The organism is Mycolicibacterium sediminis (assembly GCF_010731735.1).
Taxonomy (GTDB): Bacteria; Actinomycetota; Actinomycetes; order Mycobacteriales; family Mycobacteriaceae; genus Mycobacterium; species Mycobacterium sediminis.
The window spans coordinates 4960501-4977306 of sequence record NZ_AP022588.1 but is presented as its reverse complement, the minus strand read 5'-3'; the positions used below and the strand labels follow the sequence as shown (position 1 = coordinate 4977306).

General features: G+C 69.4%; 17 protein-coding genes and 1 tRNA gene. 11 read left to right on the top strand and 7 right to left on the bottom strand.

The window, feature by feature from the left end:
* Positions 1-58 precede the first annotated feature (58 nt).
* The 3 genes from recO to G6N64_RS23790 are packed head-to-tail and all read left to right on the top strand — an operon-like array spanning position 59 to position 2228.
* The gene (gene recO, locus G6N64_RS23800; RefSeq protein WP_163800299.1) at positions 59-901 is read left to right on the top strand and encodes a DNA repair protein RecO; all 843 of its coding nucleotides are present in this window, start codon (positions 59-61) and stop codon (positions 899-901) included.
* Positions 849-1733: a decaprenyl diphosphate synthase gene (locus tag G6N64_RS23795; RefSeq protein WP_163800298.1), complete on the top strand. Its 885-nt coding sequence runs from the start codon at positions 849-851 to the stop codon at positions 1731-1733. Before recO ends, G6N64_RS23795 begins: the two co-directional genes overlap by 53 nt.
* Before the next feature lie 48 nt (positions 1734-1781).
* Positions 1782-2228 (top strand): hypothetical protein, encoded by a 447-nt coding sequence (locus G6N64_RS23790; RefSeq protein WP_163800297.1) that lies wholly within the window; start codon positions 1782-1784, stop codon positions 2226-2228.
* Here the strand turns inward: G6N64_RS23790 and G6N64_RS23785 are convergent.
* Together G6N64_RS23785 and G6N64_RS23780 are read right to left on the bottom strand one after the other, a co-directional pair.
* Positions 2218-2616: a Fur family transcriptional regulator gene (locus tag G6N64_RS23785; RefSeq protein ID WP_163800296.1), complete on the bottom strand. Its 399-nt coding sequence runs from the start codon at positions 2614-2616 to the stop codon at positions 2218-2220. The genes G6N64_RS23790 and G6N64_RS23785 overlap by 11 nt on opposite strands.
* Complete coding sequence (locus G6N64_RS23780) at positions 2613-2987, bottom strand: ArsR/SmtB family transcription factor (RefSeq protein ID WP_163800295.1); 375 nt, start codon at positions 2985-2987, stop codon at positions 2613-2615. The genes G6N64_RS23785 and G6N64_RS23780 overlap by 4 nt, the downstream gene beginning before the upstream one ends.
* A gap of 82 nt (positions 2988-3069) precedes the next feature.
* Here G6N64_RS23780 and G6N64_RS23775 point away from each other — a divergent pair, with 82 nt between their 5' ends.
* Together G6N64_RS23775 and G6N64_RS23770 are read left to right on the top strand one after the other, a co-directional pair.
* Positions 3070-4455, top strand: coding sequence for a glycine--tRNA ligase (locus tag G6N64_RS23775; RefSeq protein ID WP_163800294.1), 1386 nt, complete (start codon positions 3070-3072; stop codon positions 4453-4455).
* A 161-nt stretch (positions 4456-4616) separates the two neighbouring features.
* Positions 4617-5504 carry a type IV toxin-antitoxin system AbiEi family antitoxin gene (locus G6N64_RS23770; RefSeq protein ID WP_163800293.1) on the top strand — a complete coding sequence of 296 codons (888 nt, stop codon included), beginning with the start codon at positions 4617-4619 and terminating at the stop codon, positions 5502-5504.
* Positions 5505-5578: 74 nt separating this feature from the next.
* Here G6N64_RS23770 and G6N64_RS23765 read toward each other — a convergent pair whose 3' ends face one another.
* Entirely contained in the window at positions 5579-7582 is a 2004-nt protein-coding gene (locus G6N64_RS23765) for a TPM domain-containing protein (protein WP_246230779.1), read from the bottom strand.
* Positions 7583-7645: 63 nt separating this feature from the next.
* On the opposite strand from G6N64_RS23765, the gene G6N64_RS23760 reads away from it, so the two are divergent.
* The 3 genes from G6N64_RS23760 to G6N64_RS23750 all read left to right on the top strand — a co-directional run bounded on the left by G6N64_RS23760 (position 7646) and on the right by G6N64_RS23750 (position 11179).
* The gene (locus tag G6N64_RS23760; protein WP_163800292.1) at positions 7646-8920 is read left to right on the top strand and encodes a deoxyguanosinetriphosphate triphosphohydrolase; all 1275 of its coding nucleotides are present in this window, start codon (positions 7646-7648) and stop codon (positions 8918-8920) included.
* Between the two features lie 4 nt (positions 8921-8924).
* Positions 8925-10835, top strand: a complete 1911-nt coding sequence (dnaG, locus tag G6N64_RS23755) for a DNA primase (protein ID WP_163800291.1) — start codon at positions 8925-8927, stop codon at positions 10833-10835.
* A gap of 65 nt (positions 10836-10900) precedes the next feature.
* Positions 10901-11179 (top strand): DUF7155 family protein, encoded by a 279-nt coding sequence (locus G6N64_RS23750; protein ID WP_163800290.1) that lies wholly within the window; start codon positions 10901-10903, stop codon positions 11177-11179.
* Here the strand turns inward: G6N64_RS23750 and G6N64_RS23745 are convergent.
* A complete protein-coding gene (locus tag G6N64_RS23745) occupies positions 11176-11421 on the bottom strand; it encodes a hypothetical protein (protein ID WP_163800289.1) in 246 nt (81 codons plus the stop codon). The two genes, G6N64_RS23750 and G6N64_RS23745, sit on opposite strands and share 4 nt — an antisense overlap.
* Positions 11422-11578: 157 nt before the next feature.
* On the opposite strand from G6N64_RS23745, the gene G6N64_RS23740 reads away from it, so the two are divergent.
* Both G6N64_RS23740 and G6N64_RS23735 read left to right on the top strand, forming a co-directional pair.
* Positions 11579-11654 (top strand) — tRNA-Asn (locus G6N64_RS23740).
* A 15-nt stretch (positions 11655-11669) separates the two neighbouring features.
* On the top strand, positions 11670-12149 hold the full coding sequence (locus tag G6N64_RS23735; RefSeq protein WP_163800288.1) for an LppP/LprE family lipoprotein: 480 nt from the start codon (positions 11670-11672) through the stop codon (positions 12147-12149).
* A gap of 83 nt (positions 12150-12232) precedes the next feature.
* Here G6N64_RS23735 and G6N64_RS23730 read toward each other — a convergent pair whose 3' ends face one another.
* Positions 12233-14203: an acyl-CoA dehydrogenase family protein gene (locus G6N64_RS23730; protein WP_163800287.1), complete on the bottom strand. Its 1971-nt coding sequence runs from the start codon at positions 14201-14203 to the stop codon at positions 12233-12235.
* 101 nt (positions 14204-14304) lie between these two features.
* Here G6N64_RS23730 and G6N64_RS23725 point away from each other — a divergent pair, with 101 nt between their 5' ends.
* Positions 14305-15036 carry a VIT1/CCC1 transporter family protein gene (locus tag G6N64_RS23725; protein WP_163800286.1) on the top strand — a complete coding sequence of 244 codons (732 nt, stop codon included), beginning with the start codon at positions 14305-14307 and terminating at the stop codon, positions 15034-15036.
* Here the strand turns inward: G6N64_RS23725 and G6N64_RS23720 are convergent.
* On the bottom strand, positions 15033-16244 hold the full coding sequence (locus tag G6N64_RS23720; protein ID WP_163800285.1) for an MFS transporter: 1212 nt from the start codon (positions 16242-16244) through the stop codon (positions 15033-15035). The two genes, G6N64_RS23725 and G6N64_RS23720, sit on opposite strands and share 4 nt — an antisense overlap.
* Positions 16245-16344: 100 nt before the next feature.
* Positions 16345-16788, bottom strand: coding sequence for a MarR family winged helix-turn-helix transcriptional regulator (locus G6N64_RS23715; RefSeq protein WP_163800284.1), 444 nt, complete (start codon positions 16786-16788; stop codon positions 16345-16347).
* Positions 16789-16806 lie beyond the last annotated feature (18 nt).

Below are 16806 nucleotides of genomic sequence, written 5' to 3'. Positions count from 1 at the left end.
TCGTCGACGACGGGCGGGCCTCGCCGCGGTTGTCGCCGGCGGATGGGACACTGGTGCGATGCGGTTGTACCGGGATCGAGCGGTCGTGCTGCGCCAGCACAAGCTCGGCGAGGCCGACCGGATCGTCACGCTGCTCACCCGCGAACACGGCCTGGTCCGTGCGGTCGCCAAGGGTGTGCGCCGTACCCGCAGCAAGTTCGGTGCCCGCCTGGAACCCTTTGCGCACATCGACGTTCAACTGCACCCGGGGCGCAACCTCGACATCGTCACCCAGGTGCAGGCCATCGACGCCTTCGCCACCGACATCGTCAGCGACTACGGCCGGTACACCCTGGGATGCGCGGTGCTGGAGACCGCCGAGCGCCTCGCGGGCGAGGAGCGTGCCCCGGCGCCCGCGCTGCACCGGCTCACCGTGGGGGCTCTGCGTGCGGTCGCCGACGGCGCCCGGGCCCGGGAACTCGTCCTGGACGCCTATCTGCTGCGCGCGATGGCCATCGCGGGCTGGGCGCCCGCGCTCGTCGAGTGCGCCCGGTGCGCCACCCCCGGTCCGCACCGCGCGTTTCACGTCGCCGCGGGCGGCAGCGTCTGCGTGCACTGCCGGCCGTCGGGGTCGGTGACCCCGCCCCAGGGCGTCATCGACCTGATGGCCGCGTTGAACGACGGGGACTGGGAGACGGCCGAGGCGTCGACGTCGGCGCACCGCAGCCAGGCCAGCGGGCTGGTCGCCGCGCACCTGCAGTGGCACCTGGAACGCCAGATGCGGACGTTGCCACTGGTGGAACGGGTCTACCGCGCCGATCTCACGGTCGCCGAGAAGAGGGCCGCCCTGGTCGGGCAGGATGTGGCACATGGCATCCACACGGGCGAGGGAGACGTACCCCCAGCTGCCTCCAGCGCCTGACGACTACCCGGTCTTCCCGGACATGTCGACGTGGCCCGTGGTGTTCCCCGCCCTTCCCGCGAACACCAACGGTCGGTTCTCCCGGCCCCCGCAGCACCCGTCCAAGGCGACCGCCCCCCGCATCCCCGCCGGCCAGGTACCCCACCACGTCGCCGTCGTCATGGACGGCAACGGTCGCTGGGCGACGCAGCGCGGCCTCAGCCGCACCGAGGGCCACAAGATGGGCGAGGCGGTGCTGATCGACATCGTCTGCGGAGCGATCGAGATCGGCGTCAAGCACCTGACGGTGTACGCCTTCTCGACCGAGAACTGGAAGCGCAGTCCCGAGGAGGTGCGCTTCCTGATGGGCTTCAACCGCGAGGTCGTCCGGCGCCGCCGCGAGGAACTCGACGCCATGGGCGTGCGGATGCGCTGGGTGGGCTCCAGGCCGCGGTTGTGGCGCAGCGTGATCAAGGAACTCGAGATCGCCGAGGAGATGACGCTTGGCAACGACGTCATCACCATCAACTACTGCGTGAACTACGGCGGCCGAACCGAGATCATCGAGGCGGCACGGGAACTCGCCCAGGAAGCGGCGGACGGCAAGATCAATCCGGCGCGCATCGGCGAGTCCACCTTCGCCAAGCACCTCCATCGCGACGACATCCCGGACGTCGACCTGTTCATCCGGACCTCGGGGGAGAAGCGCGCGAGCAACTTCCTCCTGTGGCAGGCCGCCTATGCCGAGTACGTCTTTCAGGACACGCTGTGGCCCGACTACGACCGCCGTGATCTGTGGGAGGCATGCGTGGAGTACGTGAATCGCAACCGGCGCTTCGGCAGAGCCGAATGACCGGCCTGAGCGGCAGAGCCGAATGACCGACCTGAGCGGCAGAGCCGAATGACCGACCTGCGACAGCGTCTCGCGTCGGTGCTCGCCGAGGTGATGACCGTGCTGTCGGAGGACGACGAGGCGCTGACCGTGGCGCACGAGGGCACGGTCGCGTCGCTGCGGGTGCTGACGATCGCCGAGGATCTGGAGCTGGTGTCGCTCACGCAGCCGCTGGCGTGGGATCTGCCGTTGACCAACAAGACGCGAGAGCGCGTCACCGCGCACGCGGGCAGGACGATGCTCGGCTCGGTGGTCTTGGTGGAGAAGCTCGTCGAGGCTCCGGTGAACGGGTCGTCGACGACGTCGGCGAAGCGACGGTCGAGCGTCAAGAAGGTCGCAGACGTGTTGCTGCGCTACAACTTCCCCGCGGCGGGGCTCACCGACGATGCGCTGCGGACGCTGGTGCTGCTGGTCCTGTCGGCGGGCATCGACGTGCGCGCCGACCTCACCGCCTAGGCGCGCAGCCCGCGCAGACCCCGAAGATCTCGATGGTGTGGGTGACGTCGGTGAAGCCGTGCTCCCTGGCGACGTCGGCGGCCCACTTCTCGGCGGCGCCGCCCTGCACCTCGATGGTCGTTCCGCAGCCCCGGCACACCAGGTGATGGTGGTGGTGCTCGGAGCAGCGGCGGTACACCGATTCGCCGCTGTCGGTGCGCAGCGTGTCCACCTGGCCCGCGGCCGCCATGGACTGCAGCGTGCGGTAGACGGTGGTGAGGCCGATTCCCTCGCCGCCGCGGCGCAATTCGTCGTGCAGTTCCTGCGCCGACCGGAATTCGTCGACGTTCTCCAGCAACGCGGCGATGGCCGCGCGCTGCTTGGTCGCGCGCACGGCGACACCGGTCACGGGCGCTCCTCGGCCGAGTGGTCGACGGCGGCCAGGACGATCTCGCACAGGTGGTGGTCGACCAGTCGGTAGTGCACCTCGCGGCCCGATCGCTCCCCGGCCACGACGCCGGCGGCCTTGAGGATGCGCAGGTGCTGGCTGACGAGCGGTTGCGGCACCCCGAGTGCGTCGACGAGTTCGTGGACGCAGCGAGAGGATTCGTGCAGTTGCAGCACGATCGCGATCCGGACCGGCGCGGCGAGTGCGCGCAGCAGTTCGCCTGCGGAGTCGAGGACCTCGCGCGAGGGCAGCGCGGGCGTCGGTGCACCGTCGTGGTCGTGGGGGGTGTGCGCACCGTCGGAGCGGTCTGCCAAACTGGAAACCGTTTTCATTATGAGTCGAGAATACATGCACGGCTGCGCATGTCAATGCACGTGCGGTCGCCACCGGTCCACCTGACTAGGCTATGCACCCGTGGCGACGACTATCGACAGCATCGCGAACCTTGCAAAGCGCCGTGGCCTGGTCTATCAGTCCGGTGAGATCTACGGGGGCACGAAGTCGGCGTGGGACTACGGTCCGCTCGGCGTCGAACTCAAGGAGAACATCAAGAAGCAGTGGTGGCGCTCCATGATCACGCGTCGTGACGACGTCGTCGGCCTGGACAGCGCGATCGTGCTGCCGCGGCAGGTGTGGGTGGCCTCCGGGCACGTCGAGGTGTTCAACGACCCGCTCGTCGAGTGCCTCAACTGCCACAAGCGTCATCGCCAGGACCACATGCAGGAGGCGTACGCGGAGAAGAAGGGTCTCGACGACCCCGAATCGGTGTCGATGTCGGAGATCACCTGTCCCGACTGCGGCACCAAGGGGCAGTGGACCGAGCCGCGCGACTTCAACATGATGATGAAGACCTACCTCGGCCCGATCGAGTCCGAGGAGGGTCTGCACTACCTGCGGCCCGAGACGGCGCAGGGCATCTTCGTCAACTTCGCCAACGTCGTCACCACCTCGCGCAAGAAGCCGCCGTTCGGCATCGGCCAGATCGGCAAGAGCTTCCGCAACGAGATCACGCCCGGCAACTTCATCTTCCGCACCCGCGAGTTCGAGCAGATGGAGATGGAGTTCTTCGTCGAGCCGTCGACCGCCAAGGAGTGGCACCAGTACTGGATCGACACGCGCCTGCAGTGGTACGTCGACCTCGGCATCGACCCGGAGAACCTGCGGCTCTTCGAGCACCCGAAGGAGAAGCTGTCCCACTACTCGGACCGCACCGTCGACATCGAGTACAAGTTCGGCTTCCAGGGCAACCCGTGGGGTGAACTCGAAGGCGTGGCCAACCGGACCGACTTCGACCTGTCCACGCACTCCAAGCACTCGGGTACCGACCTGTCGTTCTACGACCAGGCCACCGACAACCGGTTCGTCCCCTACGTGATCGAGCCGGCAGCCGGCCTGACCCGGTCGCTGATGGCATTCCTCGTCGACGCCTACACCGAGGACGAGGCGCCCAACGCGAAGGGCGGCGTCGACAAGCGCACCGTCCTGCGCCTCGACCCGCGGCTCGCGCCGGTCAAGGCCGCGGTGCTGCCGCTGTCCCGGCACGCCGACCTGTCGCCCAAGGCGCGCGACCTCGCCGCCGAACTGCGCCAGACGTGGAACGTCGAGTTCGACGACGCGGGTGCGATCGGCAGGCGCTACCGCCGTCAGGACGAGATCGGCACGCCGTTCTGCGTGACGTTCGACTTCGACTCGCTCGACGACCACGCCGTCACCGTGCGCGAGCGCGACGCGATGGCGCAGGAGCGGGTCGCGATCGACGCCGTCAGCGACTACCTGGCCGTCCGCCTCAAGGGCTGCTGACCCCCTCTTCGGCGAGCGTGCGTGTCTGCGGGCGACACGCCGAGTGTGGACCCGAGTTTCCGCACGCTCGCTGGCGGGATGTTCATCCCTAGACGCGGGTTCATCCCCAGATCGTCGTAGCGATCTGGCAGCAGTCCGCCGCCGCGGCCGACGATCACGGCGTGATCGACGACGTAGTACGACTTCTCGCAGCGCAAGGCGGCGTGGCCGGCACGGGTCAGCTGCTGACCGTGCTGACCCGCAGCCAGTTCGACCGCCTCGTTGCGCGTGGTGATCTGGTCAGGGTCTGGCCGGGTGTGTTCGCGAGCGTGGAGCCCGACGACCATCTCCGACTCCGCGGGCTCGATCTGCGCGCCGGCGAGCACGTGGCGGTCTGCCTCGGAACGGCGGCAGCGGCGTTCGGCTTCGACACCGAGACCGACTCCGACCTGCACGTCCTGAATCCGGTCCACCACCAGCTGCGCAACTCCGACGGGCTGGTCGTGCACCGCCGCGACGGGGCGCCGTTGACGCGAATCGACGGCAGACGAGCGACCACGCCGGCGTGGACGGCGGTCGAGGTGGCGCGGGGGCTTCGCCGGCCGAGGGCCCTGGCAACATTGGATGCGGCCCTGCGATCGGGGACGTGCACCCGCCAGGACCTGCTCGTGGCGGCCGTCGAACAGTTCGGGCGCCGCGGCATCGTCCACGTCCGCGAACTCATTCCGCTGGCGGACCCGCGCGCGGAGTCGCCGATGGAGAGCGAGGCCCGGTTGATGATGATCGACCAGGGATTGCCTTGTCCTGAACTGCAATTCGAGGTGATCGACCGGTCGGATCGGACGTGGCGGTTGGATTTCGCCTGGCCGGATCGGAGGATTGCCGTCGAGTTCGACGGGTTCCAATGGCACAGCGACCCGGAGGCGTTCCGGCGGGACCGGCAGAAACGGGCGGCGCTGCTGGACATGGACTGGTCGGTGACGTCGATCGTCGCCGACGACGTCAGGAAACGTCCCTACGAGACGGTCCTGAGCATCAGACACGAGCTGATGCGCGATCGTGCGGCCTGAGCGTGCGCGAACTCAGGTCTGCGTTCGGCGTGTCGCCTGCAGACACGCACACTCGCCGAAGAAGAAGAACCCCGTCAGAAGCGGCCGCCGCCGCCGCTGAAGCCGCCGCCGGATCCGCCGAAGGTGGTGGAACTCCAGCCGCCGCCGGAGCCGCCACCGAGCCCGCCGCGCAACGCGCCGGACAGGATGTTGCCGATGATGATGCCGCCGATCATCGCGCCGGTGTTGCCACCGCCGCCGCCTCCGCCGTAGCGGCCCACGTAGGCCTGCTGGGCGTTGTTGACGTCGACGTTCGCCAGGGTCTGCGCCTGGCCTGCGAGAGTCGCGGCGCCGTTTGCGTGCGCTATCGCGTCGGGCAGATTGGTGCCGCGCTTGGCCTGCGCCGCCTCGAGCTGACGGACCGCCTCCGACAGTCGCGTCCTCGCCTCAGGCCCCACGCTGCCGCGGCGGGTGTCGATGAAGTCCGACACCGACCGCACCCGCGACTGCGCGGTGTAGAGCGCCTGATCGAACGCGCGGCTCAGCCGCTCGGCCGTCTCCCTCTCCTCGGTGACGGTCTCCAGCAGCCGGTCCAGGTCGGCGTCGGCCTGAGTCAGCTCGGTGAACGCCCCCAGCGGGTCGGCCCCACCCTCGGACTGCGCCGTGGCCACCGCGGCCGTCGCCGCGTCGCGGGCGGCGCGCAGCTCATCGGCCCTGGGCACCGATGGCTGGCCGAGCAGTTCACCGGCATGCCTGATGCCGTTCTGCACGTCGGCGATCTCGTCGGGCAGGCCGGCGACGGCGCGGGTGATGTCGGTGGCGGCGCTGTCGACGGCGTCGAGCGTCATCCGCGCCTGCCCCAGCGCGGACTCTGCCGCCCGGATCGCGTCGACGAGGCCGCCCTGGCTGCCGGCGGGCCGGGCGACGAGAGTCCGTGCGTTGGTGATGTTCTGGTCGGCGAACTCCAGGCGTTGCCGGGCCAGGTCGACGTTGCCGACGATCGACGTCAGCGCGGTCTCGGCGAACTGCGCGCGCAGCGACGTCAGGGTCTGCTCGGCGGGCTCGAGGCGCGCGGTCAGGTCGACCAGCTGCTGGGTCAGGGCGTCGAGGCGACTCGGCGCGTTGATGATCAGGTCACGAAGCCGCTGGAACGCCTCGCGTTGCGCGTCGAGTTCGCGGTCGGCCTTCGCGGCCGCCACGATGACGCGCACGAGGAGGTCGCGCCGCTGCTGCGGGGTCTCCGGCACGGCGTCGTCGAGGATCTGCCGCACGTTGAACGCCTGCGAGAGGGTCGTGCGCGCATCGGCGACGGCCTTCGTGAACGGAGCCGTGTCCCGCTCGCCGAATTCCTCGACGGCCAAGGCCAACTCGTTGTCACTGGTGCGTATCGCGTTGTCGACCTCGACCACGATCGACCGGGACAACTCGTCGAGCGCCTCCACGGGAACCGTGGCCAACGCGCCGGGGTCCGTCGGGTCGACGCGTTGCGCGGCGGCGTACTCGGCCTCGCGCCGCGTGCGCGCACGCCTGCGCCGCCACAGCAGCAGCGCGAGCACGGCCAGGCCGACGACCACGAGCATCGCGACCATCCCCACCCAGCTGATGCCGGTCCCGGAACCGGTCTGTGCGAGCCCCTCCGCCGCGGCCACCGCGGCGCCGGACCAGTTGGCCGCCCGCAGTGCGGGCTCGACCTCGTTGCGCCGCAGGGTGTCGACGTCGACGGTGCCTGCGGCGGCATCGGGTACGAGCAGGGCGTAGGCGCGATCACCGGTGGCGACCGCGAGCAATGCATCCTCCCCGCCGAAGTCGCTGAGCCGCATCGTGTTCTGGGTCCAGGTCTGGGCGGTCTGCCCCGAGAAGGACTCGACGTAGACCACCCACAGCCGGACGCGCCGGGCGGAGTAGAGGTCGTCGACCGCCCTCTGCACCTCGGCCAGCTGCGCCCCGCTCAGCGCTCCCGCCTCGTCGGTGACGTAGTTGGCCAGCCGCTGCGGCGGAGTGGCCGACGCCGTCGGCGACAGGGGAGCGACGAGGAGCGCCGCGAGCAGGGCGACGAGTAGCAGGGTGAGTGACGGGGTGCCTCGAAACATCCTGCGCATGCGCCCAATCTAGTGGGCACGGGTCGGCGGCCACGGAGATCGGCCCTGGCAGACTGTCGACCGGTGGCGCACACAGACGAGGACCCCTACGACGACTTCGACCGGCAGCGACTGGTGGTCGAAGCGCCGAAGAGTGCTGCACTGCCGGGCACGGTGGACGTCCGCCGCACCGACTTCGCGCGGGATCGGGCTCGGGTCCTGCACAGCGCCGCGTTCCGCCGCCTCGCGGACAAGACGCAGGTCGTGGGCCCCCGCGAGGGCGAGACCCCGCGCACCCGTCTCACCCATTCGATGGAGGTCGCACAGATCGGACGGGGCATGTCCATCGGCTTGGGCTGCGATCCCGATCTGGTCGACCTCGCCGGTCTCGCCCACGACATCGGCCACCCGCCGTACGGCCACAACGGCGAACGCGCCCTCGACGAGATCGCGAAGCCGTTCGGCGGCTTCGAGGGCAACGCGCAGAACTTCCGGATCCTCACGCGACTCGAGCCGAAGGTGCTCGACGGGGAGGGTCGGTCCGCGGGACTCAACCTGACCCGGGCATCGCTCGACGCGGTGGCCAAGTATCCGTGGCAGCGTGCCGCGGGCCGCAAGAAGTTCGGCTTCTACGACGACGACCTCGCCGGTGCCGACTGGGTCCGCGCGGGTGCGCCCGCCGAGCGGCCGTGCCTCGAGGCGCAGGTCATGGACTGGGCCGACGACGTCGCCTACTCGGTGCACGACATCGAGGACGGCGTGGTCTCGGGTCGCATCGATCTGCGGGTGCTCGCCGACGCGGACGCCGCCGACTCGCTGGCCCGCCTGGGCGCGGCGGCGTTCCCGACCCTCGCCCTCGACGACCTGCGGGCGGCCGCCGAGCGGCTGTCGAACGTGCCGGTGGTGGCCGCCGTCGGGAAGTACGACGGCACCGTGGCGGCGTCGGTCGCGCTGAAGCGGATGACCAGTGAGCTGGTCGGGAGGTTCGCCAACGCCGCGATCACCGAGACGAGGGCCGTGGCCGGTGGCGGCGCGCTGCGACGGTTCGACACCGACCTCGCCGTCCCCACGCTGGTGCGCACCGAGGTCGCGGTGCTGAAGATGCTGGCGCTGCAGTTCATCATGTCCGACCACGGACACCTCCGGCTGCAGGCCGATCAGCGGACACGCATCCACGAGGTCGCCCTTGCGCTGTGGGGTCAGGCGCCGGGCAGCCTGGACCCGCAGTTCGCACCCGACTTCGACGCTGCGGCCGACGACGGGGCGCGGCTGCGCGTGGTCATCGACCAGATCGCCTCCTACACCGAGGGGCGGCTGGAAAGAGTCCACGAGGCGCGATCGCCGAGGCCACTAGACTGACCGCGTGGCCGGCCGCATCTCAGATCGTGACATCGCCGCCATTCGCGAACGCATCCGCATCGAGGACGTCGTCGGTGACTACGTCCAGCTGCGCCGGGCGGGCGTCGACTCCCTGAAGGGCCTCTGCCCGTTCCACGACGAGAAGTCGCCGTCGTTCCACGTACGCCCCAACCACGGCCACTTCCACTGCTTCGGCTGCGGCGAGGGCGGCGACGTCTACGCCTTCCTGCAGAAGATCGAGCACGTCAGCTTCGTCGAGTCGGTGGAGATGCTGGCCGACCGGATCGGCTACACCGTCACCTACACGGGCGGTTCGACCACCAACGTGCAGCGCGACCGGGGGAGTCGCAGCAGGCTGATCGCGGCCAATGCCGCCGCGCAAGAGTTCTACGCCGAGACGCTGACCTCCGCGGAGGCCGCTCCGGCCCGGCAGTACCTCCTCGACCGCAACTTCGACGCCGACTCCGCGAAGTTGTTCGGATGCGGGTTTGCGCCGTCGGGCTGGGACACGCTGACCAAGCACTTGCTGCGCAAGGGATTCGAGTTCAAGGAACTCGAGGCGGCCGGGTTGTCGCGCGAGGGCAAGCGCGGTCCGATGGACCGCTTCCACCGGCGGCTGCTGTGGCCCATCCGCATCTCGACCGGCGAGACGATCGGCTTCGGCGCCCGCCGCCTGTTCGACGACGACCACATGGACGCGAAGTACGTCAACACGCCCGAGACGGTGCTCTACAAGAAGTCGAACGTGCTGTTCGGCCTCGACCTCGCCAAGCGCGACATCGCGCGGGGGCACCAGGCGGTGGTCGTCGAGGGCTACACCGACGTGATGGCGATGCACCTGGCGGGGGTGACGACGGCGGTCGCGTCCTGCGGCACCGCGTTCGGCGACGAGCACCTGTCGATGCTGCGCCGACTGATGATGGACGACAACTTCTTTCGCGGCGAACTCATCTACGTGTTCGACGGTGACGCGGCCGGCCGGGCCGCCGCGGTCAAGGCCTTCGAGGGCGAGCAGAACCTGGCGGGCCAGTCCTTCGTCGCCGTGGCCGACGACGGCATGGACCCCTGCGATCTGCGCCTGAAGTCCGGCGACGGCGCGCTGCGCGACCTGGTGGCCCGCCGAACGCCGCTGTTCGAGTTCGTCATTCGCACCGCTCTCGCCGAACACGACATGGACAACGCGGAGGGACGCGTCGGTGCGCTGCGACGCTGCGTGCCCATGGTCGCCAAGATCAAGGACCCCTCGCTGCGCGACGAGTACGCCCGCCAGCTCGCCGGCTGGGTCGGCTGGGAGGACGTCGCCCAGGTCATCGGACGCGTGCGCGAGGAGGCCGGGCGTTCCGGGGGTCGCCCGTCCGGCCGCCGTGGCGCCGCCGACACGTCGAGTCGCGCCCGCCCCGCGGCGCAGCCGGTGTCGCGGCCCGATCCCCGAGACCCGACCCTGTGGACGCAGCGCGAGTCCCTCAAGGGAGCGCTCCAGTACCCGGCCATCGCCGGGCCGGTCTTCGACTCCCTGACCGCGGAGAGCTTCACCCATCCCGCGTACACGGGTGTCCACGCGGCGATCCGTGCCGCCGGGGGCACGTCGACGGGGTTGTCTGGCGCCGACTGGATCGAGGCGGTCCGCGAACGCGTGCCGACACCCGAACTCGCCAACCTGATCAACGAATTGAGCGTCGAGGCCATCAACGTCGTCGACGACGAGCGCCTGCCCCGCTACATCGGTGGCGTGCTGGCGCGCCAGCAGGAGGTATGGGTCGGCAGGCAGATCGCCGAGATGAAGTCGAAGCTGCACCGCATGTCGTCGGTGGACCACAGCGACGACTACCACGCGCTCTACGGCGACCTCATCGCGCTGGAGACCTACCGCAAGAGCCTGATCGAACGGGCCAGCGGCGACGACGTCACGGCGTAACACCGGTGCAGGACGAGAACGATCACGTTAAGGTAGGCATGCTGTCGTCCATCGGAAGGTTGTCCATGAGCATCCGTGCACCCCGCTTCGTCGCCGCAGGCGCACTCGCCGTGGCCGCCGTGGCGGCACCGATCGCCATCGCACTGACCAGTGTCGAGGCCACCGCCTCCGCAGCGCCGCCGTGCCTGTCCTGGGTCGGCAACAAGGAAGACGGCAACTGCCTGTCCTACTCGAACGGCAACGGCGTCAACGTCGGCTCGAACATCCTGGGAATCTACGGGCCCAACGGTGCCGGCGGCGGCGCCCTGCTGCCCGGCACCACCTGGAATCGGCCCGGCTTCTAGCGGTCCTTCACGACCTCGGGCTGCAGCACCGAGGTTCCGGCGTCTATGGGCGTCACCGTCTTCATCTGCGGGTCGGGTGACAACTTCTCGGCCACCTTCCGGCGTCCGACGTCGATCAGAGCCTTCGTGCGCGGACTCTCGGTGACCGCCTTGTACGTGCCTGAGATCTGCTCGTAGCGGCGTCGGCCCGCCTTCGAACCCAACACGTAACCGGCTGCGAGCACGGCGGCGAAGCGGATCACTTGACTCCTTTCGGGACGGGGCGTCGCTTTCCATCCTGCCTCGTGCGGGCGGATGCGGTCGGCTCGAGGCGCACCCCTCCCCGATTCCCACGAGGGGCGTCTCGTAGGCTAGAGTCATGCCTCGGTTCGCGGGAGGGTTCCGCGGTCCGACGGGTAATCCCCTGTAGCTCAATTGGCAGAGCTTCCGACTGTTAATCGGACGGTTCCTGGTTCGAGTCCAGGCGGGGGAGCCACCGTAAACTCGCGTCATGCGAGTACTTTCGGCCGTGGCCCTGTCATCTGCGGTGTTCCTTGCCGCCGGGTGCGGCTGGAGCCCGCCGAGCGGTAACCAGTCCGCCCCGAGCACGTGCACCCCGACCGACGGCCCCTCGGCCGACGACGTCGGTCAGGCCATCGCATCACTCCCGAACGACGAGCAGTGGCGGGAGACGGCGCGCGGCACCACCTCGGACTGCCGCCTGCACTGGGTCCAGGTCGCCGCGACGAGCCCGGCGGCCGACGCGCCCGGACAGGTGCTGTTCTTCGACCGTCAGACGCCCATCGGCACGCCCACCCCCCAGCCGCGCCCCTACGTCGCGGTGGTCGACTCCGGCACCGACACCGTCACCGTGCAGTATCAGTGGCGCCAGGGCGGCGATCAGGCGTGCTGCCCGACCGGCATCGGTACCGTGCGCGTCCGGGCGGCCGACGGCGCACTCGAGGTCCTCGACCCGATCCCCGGCCCCTGACGGCCCCTACGACGCGACACTGCGGCCAGATCGAGATCCGGTGAGGATCGGCGATCTGACCGCAGTGTCGGTGGTGCTCGGGACTACTGGGCCTCGATGGTCCCGGCGCTGACGGCGTCCATCTCCTCGTGCTCGTCGGCGTCCGGGATGTGCTCGGGGTGGAGCATCTCGGCGTAGCGCAGCTGCTCGGGGATGCCGAAGCCCTCGACGAGGAGCTGTGCGTGCGGCCGGAGCTTGCGGCACCGGTCGTTGATGCCGCGGGTGACGGCCTTGGCGCGCTCGGTCGACAGGAAGCGGTGCTCGACGAACCACGCCTTGTCGGCCTCGATGACCGTCAGCGCGTAGAGATCGCAGACCAGCTCGAGGACGTGGCGGGCCTTGTCGTCCTCACACGTCGCGATGCCGGCGACGAACGCCTCCAGGATGATCCGGTCGATGTGCACCTCGGCGGTGTGCAGCACGTGGTCCTGGACGGAGTTGAACGCATCGAAGGGGGACATCTCCTTCGACTTGCTCTGCAGCCGCCGCGCCACCGACGCGAGCATGTACTGCTCGCGGTCCTCGAACATCTTGACCTGCGTGCCGCGGTTGAACAGCGAGCCCTCTTCCTCGTTGTCCTCGCGGGTGTCGACGATGGTCTGCATGATCGTCTGTGCCGCAGTGCGCTTCATGACGCGCTCGCCGGCGAAATTCGCGGCGAAGCGCACCCACTCGACGGGACTCATGCTCTTGACGTCGTCGGCGTAGGCCGTCAGCAGCTCCTTGGCGACGAGCTGCGTCAGCACGTGGTTGTCGCCCTCGAACGTGGTGAACACGTCCGTGTCGGACTTCAGCGCGATCAACCGGTTCTCGGCGAGGTAGCCGGCGCCACCACACGCCTCGCGTGCCTCCTGGATCGCCTTCGTCGCGTGCCAGGTGTTCGCGGCCTTGAGACCCGCCGCGCGGGACTCCAGCTCGCGCTGCTCCTCGGCGTCCGGATCGTCGGACGTCTGCAGCTCGTGGCACTTGGCCACCAGCTCGTTCTGGGCGAACTGCAGCGCGTAGGACTTCGCGATCAGCGGGAACAGGCGGCGCTGGTGGACGAGGTAGTCCATGATCAGCACCTCCTCCTCGGCGCCGGGAGCCTCGAACTGCCTGCGCTCCAACGCATATCGCGTCGCGATGTCGAGTGCCACGCGCGCAGCCGCGCCGGCGCTACCTCCCACTGTGACGCGCCCACGGATCAGCGTGCCGAGCATCGTGAAGAAGCGACGGCCGGGGTTCTCGATCGGCGAGGAGTACGTACCGTCCGCGGCGACGTCCGCGTACTTGTTGAGCAGGTTGTCGCGGGGGATGCGGACCTGGTCGAACTGGATGCGCCCGTTGTCGACGCCCGGTAGGCCGCCCTTGTAGTGGCAGTCCGACGTCGTCACGCCCGGCAGGTCGTTGCCCTCGTCGTCCCGGATCGGCACGACGAAGCAGTGGACGCCGTGGCCCTCGCCCTGGGTGATGAGCTGGGCGAACACCGCTGCCACCCGTGCGGTCTCGGCGGCACCGCCGATGTAGTCCTTGCGCGACGACGGGGTGGGGGAGTCGATGACGAACTCCCCGGTCTCGGGGTCGTACGTCGCGGTGGTCTCGAGTGCCTGGACGTCACTGCCGTGACCGGTCTCGGTCATCGCGAAGCAGCCGAGGACCTCGAGATCGATGAGCTTCTTGACGTAGGCCTCGTGGTGACGCTCGGTGCCGAGGTTCTCGATGGCACCGCCGAAGAGCCCCCACTGCACGCCGGCCTTCACCATCAGCGACAGGTCGGACATCGCGAGCATCTCGATCTGGGTGACCGCGGCACCGACGTCGCCGTTGCCGCCGTGTTCCTTCTTGAAGCCGTCCTCGGCCGCGCCCTTGCTGGCCATGATCCGCATCTGCTCGCCGACCTTCGTGCGGGCGATGACGGTGTTCGGCGTGTAGTGCGGTTTGAAGATGTCCGTCGACAGCTCGTCGCGCATGCGGTTCTTCATGTCGCGCCAACGGCCGTCGAGAGCGTTGCGCAGGTGGTCCGCAGTGGTCGTCATACCTCAATTTAGCCCTCCCGGCGCGCCGGGAAACTGTGATGTGGCAAACGCAGGGCATCCTCATCGATTCCGTCGGTCGGGCGAGGCGTTCAATCGTCCGCATGACTGAATCGGGTGGTCCGGCCGCGGCGGCCGGCATGCCGCACCAGATCGACCACCGGCACGCCGACGTGTCGGGCGGGTGGCTCCGCGCGGCCACCTTCGGTGCGATGGACGGCCTGGTGAGCAACACCGCGTTGATCGCGGGCGTGGCAGCGACCGCCAGCGTGCACACCGTGGTGCTGTCGGGGGTCGCGGGTCTGCTCGCCGGCGCGTTCTCCATGGGCCTCGGCGAGTACACCTCGGTGACGACGGCGAATGAGCAGCTCGACTCGGAGGTGCGCGTCGAGCGCCGGTCGTTCCTGCGGTACCCGGAGGAGGAACGGGCCGAGCTGGTCGCCACGTTGGTCGAGATGGGCATGACGCCGGAGACGGCGGGCCGGGCGACCGAGGAGATCCACCGCGACGAGACCCGCGCGCTCAACTTCCACCTGGTCCAGGAGCTGGGCGTCGACCCCAGCGACAAGCCGTCGCCGTGGGTCGCGGCCGGCTCGTCGTTCGTGATGTTCGCGATCGGCGCGATCGTGCCCCTCATCCCGTACCTGCTGGGGTACGGCCTGCTGTGGCTGGGGCTGGCGTGCGGAGGCGTCGGACTGCTCATCGCGGGCGGCGTCGCGGCGAGCTTCACCCGCAAGGGCGTGCTGCTGGGGTCGCTGCGCCAATTGACCTTCGGCGCGATCGCGATTGCCGCGACCTACGCCGTGGGGCACCTCATCGGCGCCGCGGTCGGTTAGCTCTCGCTGCCCACGGTCAACGCGGCCGCCTCGTCGGTCAGCTCGTCGAGCCGGTCCTCCTCGGCGTCGACCCCCGCCAGGTGCGCGCGGGTCGTGAAGAGCACGCCCGCACCGAGCAGGACGGCGCCGGCCCCGACCCAGTAGGGCAGGTGGACGCTGACCTGCTCGCCGAGCACCCCCGCGAGCCAGGGTGCGACGGCGGCACCGCTGAACCGCATGAAGCTGTACGCCGCCGACGCCGTCCCCCTCTCTACGGGTGCCGCCTTCATCACCGTCTCCGTGATCAACGTGTTGTTCACGCCGATGAACAGCCCGGCGACCACCACGCAGACGGCCAGCAGGGCCTTCGAGTCGGTGCCCAGCGCCATCACGACCAGCGTGGCGCTGAAGAACAGCAGGTTGACGATGAGTACGCGGATGGTGCCGAACCGGTGCTGCAGGCGCGGCGCGACCACCACGGAGGTGAACGCCAACGCGACACCCCACCCGAAGAAGATGAGCCCGATCTGATGGGCGTTCATGTCGAGCGGGAACGGCGTGAAGGCCAGGAGGGTGAAGAAGCCGAAGTTGTACAGCAGCGCGGTCAGTCCAACGCCGAACAGGCCGCGGTGCCGCAGCGCGCGGAACGGGTCGGCCAGCGTGGTGGCGCGTTGCGGCCGGGGAGTCGACGGCAGGAGGAACGCGGTGATGACGAGCGCGACGGCCATCAGGACGGAGACGCCGAAGAACGGGCCGCGCCAGGAGATCGACCCGAGTACGCCGCCGACCAGTGGTCCGACGGCGATGCCCAGCCCCAGCGCCGCCTCGTACAGGATGATCGCCTGCGCGACCGACCCCTTGGCCGAGTTGACGATCGTGGCCAGCGCGGTGGCGATGAACAGCGCGTTGCCGAGACCCCACAGGGCCCGCCAGCCGACGATGTCCATGACCGATCCACTCATCCCGGCAAGTCCGGCGCCGGCGATGATGACGACCAACCCGACCAGCAGGGTGCGCTTCGGTCCGATCCTGCTGGAGACGACGCCGGTGACGAGCATGGCGACGCCCATGACGGCCATGTAGCTGGTGAACAGCAGCGACACCTGCGACGGCGACGCGTCGAGGTTGTCGGCGATCGGCTTCAGGATCGGGTCGACGAGTCCGATGCCCATGAAGGCCACGACGGACGCGAAGGCGACGGCCCAGACGGCCTTGGGTTGACGCCACATCGGGCGGGTCCTCCTCGGTGTTCGGAATCAGATGATGTCGATTGTATAGGGTAACTATGTATAGCGTCAGCGGGGTGCTCGGGAGCATCTCCGCGAGAGGTCAGTGCAGCTGCGCGTCGTCGAGCAGCCTGCGCATGACCCGAACGGCGTCCACGAGCGTCTGCCGGTCGGCGTCGTCGAGGCGCGCCAGATAGGGGTCGATCACCGCGCCGCGATCGGCGCGCACCTTCGCCAAAGCCTCGACGCCGTCGGGGGTGATGCTGATCAGCACCGCACGGGCATCGGCCGGATCGGTGGCCCGTGACACCAGGCCGGCGTCCTCCAGGCGGCGGACCTGCGTCGTCATGGTGGGCTGCGAGCAGTGGTCGAGCGCGGCGAGGTCGGAGATCCGTGCGGCGCCCTGATCCTCGATCGCTGCGAGCAGCCGCGCCTGAGCGAACGGAAGTGCCAGCCGAACGCGCTGGTTCGCCAGCCGATTGATCCGCGCGACCGCGGAGAGCAGGTCGGACGACAGCGTGGCGCCGGCCGAGACGGATGAGGTCATGGCGCCATCTTACATAGG